Raw genomic sequence first — 7,134 nt, 5'->3', positions numbered from 1 at the left:
GGGGCCGCACCCCCTGGTGCGGCCCCACCGGGCCGAGCCACCACCGCACGATCGGAAACCCCAACGCCATGGCCCACACCCCTCGTCCGAAGGCCCGGCTGCTCGGCGCGGCCGCCCTGGCCCTGTCCGGCGCCCTCGCGCTCACCGCCTGCTCCTCCTCCGCCGGCAACGGCACCGGCGCGGCGACGGTCCGCAAGGAGAGCAGCGGCTCCGCCTACCAGGGCAGTGTGCTGAGCAAGCACTTCGACAAGCCCGACCTGGTGCTGACCGACACCTCCGGCCGACCGTTCGACCTGCGCAAGCAGACCGCCGGCCGGTCCGTGGTGCTGTTCTTCGGCTACACCAGCTGCCCCGACGTCTGCCCCACCACGATGGGCGACATCGGAGTGGCGATGTCGAAGCTGTCCGCGGAGGAGCAGAAGAAGATCGACGTCGTGTTCGTGTCCACCGACCCCGAGCGGGACACGCCGAAGGTGCTGCGCACCTGGCTGGACTCGATGGGCAGCGGCTTCATCGGCCTCACCGGCGACCTCGCCAAGGTGAAGGCCGCCGCCCGGACGGTGGGCGTCGCGGTGCAGGACCCGGTGGTCAACGCGGACGGCACCGTCACCTCCGCGCACGGCGCCCAGGTGCTGGCCTTCATGCCCTCCGACGACAAGGCGCACGTGCTGTGGATGGGCAGCAGCACCGTCCAGACCTACACCCACGACCTGGCGCTGCTCGCCCAGGGGGTGCCGGCATGAGCCGCGCCTTCCGCCGCTCGGCGCTGATCGGCGCGGGTCTCGCCACCGTGCTGACCGCCGGGACGATACTCGTGGCGTGCGGGACGGGGACCGACGGCGGGCGCGCCGAGCTCAGCATCAGGGACGGCTACGTCCCGCTGCCCGCCCTGCCCGGCGGCATGGGCGCCGGTTACCTCACCGTGCACAACGACGGCGGGACGGCCGACCGGCTGGTCGCGGTGACCAGCCCGGACGCCGGGTCCGTCACCATGCACACCTCCGGCGAGTCGTCGATGACCGCGGTCGACGGCTTCCAGGTGCCGGCGCACGGCGAGCTGGAACTGGCCCGTGGCGGCCACCACCTCATGATCATGGGATGGCAGAAGCAGCCCGCCGTGGGCGACGAACTCGAACTGGACCTCACCTTCGCCAAGAGCGGCACCATCACCGTCACCGTGCCGGTGAAGCCGCTCACCTACCGGCCCGGGAGCTGACGCACATGCTGAGGAGAGTCGCGGCACTGCTGGCCGTGCTGGCGGCGGCCGCCGCGGTGCTGCTGGGCAGCGCCGGCACCGCCGCCGCGCACGCCACGCTGGTCTCCACCGACCCCGCGCAGGGCTCGGTCGCCGCCACCGCGCCCGCCGCCGTCACGCTCACCTTCAGCGAGGGGGTCTCGCTCACCGCCGACTCGGTGCGGGTCCTCGACCCGGCCGGGAAGCAGGTGGACAACGGCGACGCGAGCCACGTCGACGGCAAGGACGCCAGCGCCCGGGTGACGCTGCGCCCCGGCATCGGCAACGGCACCTACACCGTGGCCTGGCGGGCGGTCTCCGAGGACTCCCACCCGGTCGGCGGGGCGTTCACCTTCTCGATCGGCGCTCCGTCCGACACCAGCGTCTCCGCCTCCTCGGTACAGGGCGCCGAGCCGGACGCGGTGGTCGCCGCCGCGTACGGCACCGCCCGCACCGTCGCTTACGCGGCGTTCGCGCTGCTGGTGGGCTCCGTCGCGTTCGTGCTGATCTGCTGGCCGCGCGGTGCCGCCGCGCACCCCGTGCAGCGCCTGATGATGACCGGCTGGATCGCCCTGCTGGTGTCGACCGTCGCGGTGCTGCTGCTGCGCGGCCCGTACGAGCGCGGCACCGGGATCTCGCAGGCCTTCGACCTCTCACTGGTGCGGGCCACCCTGGACGAGCGGATCGGCACGGCGCTCGCCGCCCGGCTGCTGCTGCTCGCTGCCGGCGGCGTCTTCCTGTCGCTGCTGGTCGGCCAGCTCGGGCAGGAACGCGGCACGGAGCCTGCGGCCGACGCCGAGGACGACGCTCCGGAGGAGGGCGGCTCCGCGGTGGCCGGCACGCCGGACGGCGAGGAGGCCGAGCTGCGCGCCCTGGAACGGCGGGCGGCCGAGCGGCCGTTGCGCGACGCCCGGCTGGGCCTGGGGGTGGCCGGCGCGGTGCTCGCCGTCGCACTGAGCGCGACCTGGGTCGGGGCGGACCACTCCTCCGTCGGCATCCAGGTGCCGCTGGCGCTGCCCATGGCGGCCCTGCACCTGCTGGCGATGGCGCTCTGGCTGGGCGGCCTGGCCACCCTGCTGGTGGGGCTGCGGCACGGGGTGCCGACCGCGGCGGTCGAGCTGTTCTCCAAGCTGGCGCTGGCCGCCGTGACCGTGCTGACGGTGACCGGTGTCTACCAGTCCTGGCGCGGTCTCGGCAGCTGGAGCGCCCTGGTCGACACCGAGTACGGGCGGCTGCTGCTGATCAAGACCGGGTTGGTGGCGGCGATGGTCGGCCTGGCCTGGATCTCCCGCGCCTGGGTCGCCCGGCTGCGGACGGCCGGCGCCGAGGAGCCCGCGGCGGAGTCGGTGGCCGACGAGGCGGTGCAGGCCCCCGTGGGGACGAAGAAGAACGCGGCCGGGGGCGGTGCCGACCCGGCACGGCAGGCCCAGCTGGCCCGCCAGCAGGCCGCCCGCGACCGGGCGGCCGAGCGGCGCGTCCGCGACGGGGGCCCGGCCAGGTCCGGGCTGCGGCGGACGGTGCTGGTGGAGTCCGCGGTCGCGGTCGCCGTACTGGTGGTGACCACCATGCTGACCAACTCGCCGCCCGGCCGGGTGGCCGAGGCGGTCGCCGCGACCTCGCAGTCCCCGGCGGCGCCCGGGGCGTCCACCGTGCCCGGCCGGACGGTGGAACTGAAGCTGCCGTACGACACCGGCGGCCGCACGCCGGGCGCCAAGGGCACCGCGACGGTGACCGTCAACCCGGTCGCCACCGGCCCGAACGAGGTGCAGCTGAAGCTGGACGACTCCTCGGGCAAGCCGGTCGAGGTGCCGGAGGTGCAGCTCGCCTTCACCCTGCCCGACCGCGACCTCGGCCCGCTGCCGGTGACGCTGGCCGCACAGGGCACCGGGCGCTGGACGGGGACCGCGCAGCTGCCGCTGGCCGGGAACTGGGTGGTGTCCGTGACGGTGCGGTCCTCGGACATCGACCAGGTGACGGCGACCGAGCAGCTGAAGGTCGGCTGAGCGCGTCCCCGGGCCGTGGCGGACGGCCGGAAGTGCCGGAGGGCACTCGGTGACATGCCCGGCCGGGGCGGCGACCAGTGGGCGGAACGGTGTCCGGACGGGCGCCGCGAGTGACTATGGTGGCAGGCCGAGTCCTGCTCAGCACCACCCTTGCGTTACGGAGGCGGCATGTCGGCGACCCGCTACACCTATCTCGGGCCGGAGGGCACGTTCACCGAGGCCGCGCTGCGCACGCTGCCCGAGGCGGCGACCCGCGAGCTCGTGCCGCTCGCCTCCGTCCCGGCGGCGCTGGACGCGGTGCGGGCGGGCGAGGCCGCCGGCGCGTTCGTACCGGTGGAGAACTCGGTGGAGGGCGCCGTCACGGCGACCAGCGACGAGCTGGCCTCCGGCGCACCGCTGATGATCTACCGCGAGGTGCTGCTGCCGATCACCTTCGCGCTGCTGGTGCGGCCGGGCACCTCGCTCGCCGACATCAAGACCGTCACCAGCCACCCGGTGGCGCAGCCGCAGGTGCGGCGCTGGCTCGCGACGAACCTGCCGGACGCCCAGTGGGAGTCGGCGGCGTCCAACGCGGACGGCGCCCGGCTGGTCCAGGAGGGCCGCTTCGACGGCGCGTTCGCCGGGGAGTTCGCGGCCGCGCTGTACGGGCTGGAGCCGCTGGTGAGCGACATCCACGACGCGGCGAACGCGACCACCCGCTTCCTGCTGGTGGGGCGGCCGGGCCGGGTGTCCTCGCCGACCGGCCTGGACAAGACCTCGATGGTGGTGTGGCTGCCGGACGACCACCCGGGTGCGCTGCTGGAGCTGCTGCAGGAGTTCGCGGTGCGCGGCATCAACCTGATGCGGATCGAGTCCCGGCCCACCGGTGAGGGCATGGGCAATTACTGCTTCCTCATCGACTGCGAGGGGCACCTGAGCGAGCGGCGGGTGAGCGAGGCGCTGATGGGCCTCAAGCGGATCTGCCCGCAGGTGCGTTTCCTGGGCTCGTACCCGCGGGCCGACAAGGGTTCGCAGCGGCCGGTGCGGCCGGGCACCTCGGACGCGGACTTCTCGGAGGCGGCGGACTGGCTGTCCCGCTGCCTGGACGGCCGCGGGGAGCTCTGACCGTTTCCGGTCGGTCGGTCGGCCGGCCGACCGGGCGGCCGTTCATCCACAGGCGGGGCGCTTCGTCCACAGGCTGTGCGGGGCTGTGGTTATCCACAGGATCGGGGTCGAGTCGACAAAACGGTATAGCCATAGCCTGAACTGGTCAGATCATCACACTTGGCCTCAGAGACGACTCATCGGACCAGAGTCACCCTTCAGGCAGCAAATCACCCGTTCGAGCGAGCAAAATGCCTCACCCGAGAAGGCTCATCGAGGTTTCAAACCCCAATTCCTCTGCGAATCGAGGCGCGCGCCCCTGCTTTCGCTTCGTCCACAGGGCCGGGGCGGGGCCTGTGGACAAACTCACGCCGAGCGGGTTTCCCACAGGGGTTATCCACAGGATCGAGGGAGTTATCCCCAGGGCGTCCGCCGCTCTCCACAGCCTCCGGCGCGCCCCCGCAGCGGCAGAACCCTGCCGGGACCGCAGAATCCCGGACAGGAATGGACATAGTGGGCGGGATTGCGATCGGCTCCGAAAGCAGTGAATCACACGCGCGGGTTCCGGCGGGGCAACCGCCGCGGGCGCTGCGCCGACCCGCGCGAAACCCGCGGAAACCGGTTCCGGTCCGGGGCCCGCTCACCGGTAGGCTTGGCCCGTGATTGACCTTCGCCTGCTCCGTGAGGACCCCGACCGAGTGCGCGCCTCGCAGCGCGTCCGTGGTGAGGACGTCGACATCGTCGACGCCCTCCTCTCCGCCGACGAGCGGCGCCGGTCCTCGGGCAGCCGCTTCGACGAGCTCCGCAACGAGCAGAAGACCCTCGGCAAGCAGGTCGCCAAGGCCCAGGGCGAGGAGAAGGCCGCGCTGCTCCAGCGCACCAAGGACCTCGCCGCCGAGGTGAAGGCCGCCGACGCGGAGCAGAACGAGGCCAAGGAGGAGGCCGACCGCCTGCTCCGCTCGCTCGCCAACCTCATCGACCCGGCCGCGCCGGTCGGCGGCGAGGAGGACTTCGTCACGCTGGAGGAGGTCGGCACCCCGCGCGACTTCGCCGCCGAGGGCTTCGAGCCCCGCGACCACGTCGAGCTCGGCCAGATCCTGGGCGCGATCGACACCGAGCGCGGCGCCAAGGTCGCCGGCGCCCGCTCCTACTACCTGACCGGCGTCGGCGCGCTGCTGGAGCTCGCCCTGGTCAACATGGCGATGGCGCAGGCCACCGCGGCCGGCTTCACCGCCATGATCACCCCTGCCCTGGTCCGCCCGGCCGCCATGGACGGCACCGGCTTCCTCGGCCAGGCCGCCGAGAACGTGTACTACCTCCCCGAGGAGGAGCGCTACCTCGTCGGCACCAGCGAGGTCCCGCTCGCGGCGTACCACATGGACGAGATCCTGGACGCCGACCAGCTGCCGCTGCGCTACGCCGGTTTCTCCTCCTGCTTCCGCCGCGAGGCCGGCACCTACGGCAAGGACACCCGCGGCATCATCCGCGTGCACCAGTTCGAGAAGGTGGAGATGTTCGTCTTCACCACGCCGGAGGAGGCCGAGGCGGAGCACCGCCGCCTGCTCCAGTGGGAGAAGGACTTCCTCAACGCGCTGGAGCTGCCCTACCGGGTGATCGACGTCGCCTCCGGCGACCTCGGCGCCTCCGCCGCCCGCAAGTTCGACATCGAGGCGTGGATCCCCACCCAGGGCAAGTACCGCGAGGTCACCTCGACCTCCAACACCACCGAGTACCAGTCGCGCCGGCTCGCCATCCGGGTCCGCGAGGAGGGCAAGGTGCGCCCGCTGGCCACGCTGAACGGCACGCTCGTCGCCGTCCCGCGCACCATCGTGGCGATCCTGGAGAACCACCAGCAGGCCGACGGCTCGGTGGTCGTCCCCGAGGCGCTCCGCCCGTTCCTCGGCGGCCGTGCGGTGATCGAGCCCGTCGCCAAGTGAGTACCGCCCCCGGTGGCGGCCTGCCGTACCGGCTGGTCGCCACCGACCTCGACGGCACCCTGCTCACCTCCGCCGAGACGGTGACCGAGCGGACGCGCACCGCCCTCGCCGGGGCGGTCGCGGCCGGGGCGCAGCACATCATCGTGACCGGCCGCTCGGCGGCCTGGGCCCGCCCGGTGTTCGACCAGATCGGCTACGCCGGCATAGCGGTCTGCGGCCAGGGCGCCCAGGTGTACGACGCCGGTGCGCACCGCCTGCTGACCTCGCTCACCCTGGACCGGCGGGTGGCCGCGCTGGCGCTGGCCAAGATCGAGGCGGAGACCGGCACGCTCGCGGTGGCCGCCAACCAGGACGGGCTGGACGGCCAGGTGCTGGCCGGGCCCGGCTTCCGGCTGCAGATCGGCACCGAGCTGCCGGTCGTACGGGTGGCCGCGGACGAGCTGCTGACCGGCCCGCTCGCCAAGCTCTACATCCAGCACCCCACCCTCTCCGACGACGAGCTGGCCGACGCCGCCCTGCGGGTGGCCGGAGACCTGGTCGGCGTGGTGATGGCCGGGCCGGGTGTGGTCGAGCTGCTGCCGCCCGGGCTGTCCAAGGCGACCGGGCTCGCGGTGGCGGCGCTGCGCCTCGGGGTGAAGCGCACCGAGACGATCGCCTTCGGCGACATGCCGAACGACCTGCCGATGTTCGCCTGGGCCGCGTACGGCGTGGCGATGGCGGGCGCGCACGAGCAGCTGCGCGCGGTGGCCGACGAGGTGACGGCCGGCAACGACGAGGACGGCGTGGCCCTGGTGCTGGAGCGGGTCTTCCGCCTGGGCTGAGCGCCCCTTCGGCCGACGGCACCCGGCGGCCGACGCACCGGGCGGCGGTCGGGCCG

At 73.4% G+C, this 7,134-nt stretch carries 6 protein-coding genes; all 6 read left to right on the top strand.

Annotated elements, in window-relative coordinates; all coding sequences use genetic code 11:
• Positions 1-68: 68 nt before the first annotated feature.
• The 6 genes from AB0M03_RS31020 to AB0M03_RS30995 all read left to right on the top strand — a co-directional run bounded on the left by AB0M03_RS31020 (position 69) and on the right by AB0M03_RS30995 (position 7,078).
• Entirely contained in the window at positions 69-743 is a 675-nt protein-coding gene (locus tag AB0M03_RS31020) for an SCO family protein (RefSeq protein ID WP_363497437.1), read from the top strand.
• Positions 740-1,216, top strand: a complete 477-nt coding sequence (locus AB0M03_RS31015; protein ID WP_363497429.1) for a copper chaperone PCu(A)C — start codon at positions 740-742, stop codon at positions 1,214-1,216. The genes AB0M03_RS31020 and AB0M03_RS31015 overlap by 4 nt, the downstream gene beginning before the upstream one ends.
• 5 nt (positions 1,217-1,221) lie before the next feature.
• Positions 1,222-3,237 (top strand): FixH family protein, encoded by a 2,016-nt coding sequence (locus tag AB0M03_RS31010; protein ID WP_363497426.1) that lies wholly within the window; start codon positions 1,222-1,224, stop codon positions 3,235-3,237.
• 168 nt (positions 3,238-3,405) lie between these two features.
• Positions 3,406-4,341, top strand: coding sequence for a prephenate dehydratase (pheA, locus tag AB0M03_RS31005; protein ID WP_363497423.1), 936 nt, complete (start codon positions 3,406-3,408; stop codon positions 4,339-4,341).
• Between the two features lie 638 nt (positions 4,342-4,979).
• Positions 4,980-6,257, top strand: coding sequence for a serine--tRNA ligase (gene serS, locus AB0M03_RS31000; RefSeq protein ID WP_363497420.1), 1,278 nt, complete (start codon positions 4,980-4,982; stop codon positions 6,255-6,257).
• Positions 6,254-7,078 carry an HAD family hydrolase gene (locus AB0M03_RS30995; RefSeq protein WP_363497417.1) on the top strand — a complete coding sequence of 275 codons (825 nt, stop codon included), beginning with the start codon at positions 6,254-6,256 and terminating at the stop codon, positions 7,076-7,078. The genes serS and AB0M03_RS30995 overlap by 4 nt, the downstream gene beginning before the upstream one ends.
• Positions 7,079-7,134 lie beyond the last annotated feature (56 nt).

Origin of the sequence: Kitasatospora sp. NPDC051914 (genome assembly GCF_040680995.1) — a bacterium.
Lineage (GTDB): Bacteria > Actinomycetota > Actinomycetes > Streptomycetales > Streptomycetaceae > Kitasatospora.
The sequence above is the reverse complement of the archived record's forward strand: the minus strand, read 5'-3'. Positions and strand labels throughout refer to the sequence as shown.

Coding starts and splice junctions, on each gene's coding strand:
- AB0M03_RS31020 (WP_363497437.1), top strand. CDS start 69: ATGGCCCACACCCCTCGTCCGAAGGCCCGGCTGCTCGGCGCGGCCGCC.
- AB0M03_RS31015 (WP_363497429.1), top strand. CDS start 740: ATGAGCCGCGCCTTCCGCCGCTCGGCGCTGATCGGCGCGGGTCTCGCC.
- AB0M03_RS31010 (WP_363497426.1), top strand. CDS start 1,222: ATGCTGAGGAGAGTCGCGGCACTGCTGGCCGTGCTGGCGGCGGCCGCC.
- pheA (WP_363497423.1), top strand. CDS start 3,406: ATGTCGGCGACCCGCTACACCTATCTCGGGCCGGAGGGCACGTTCACC.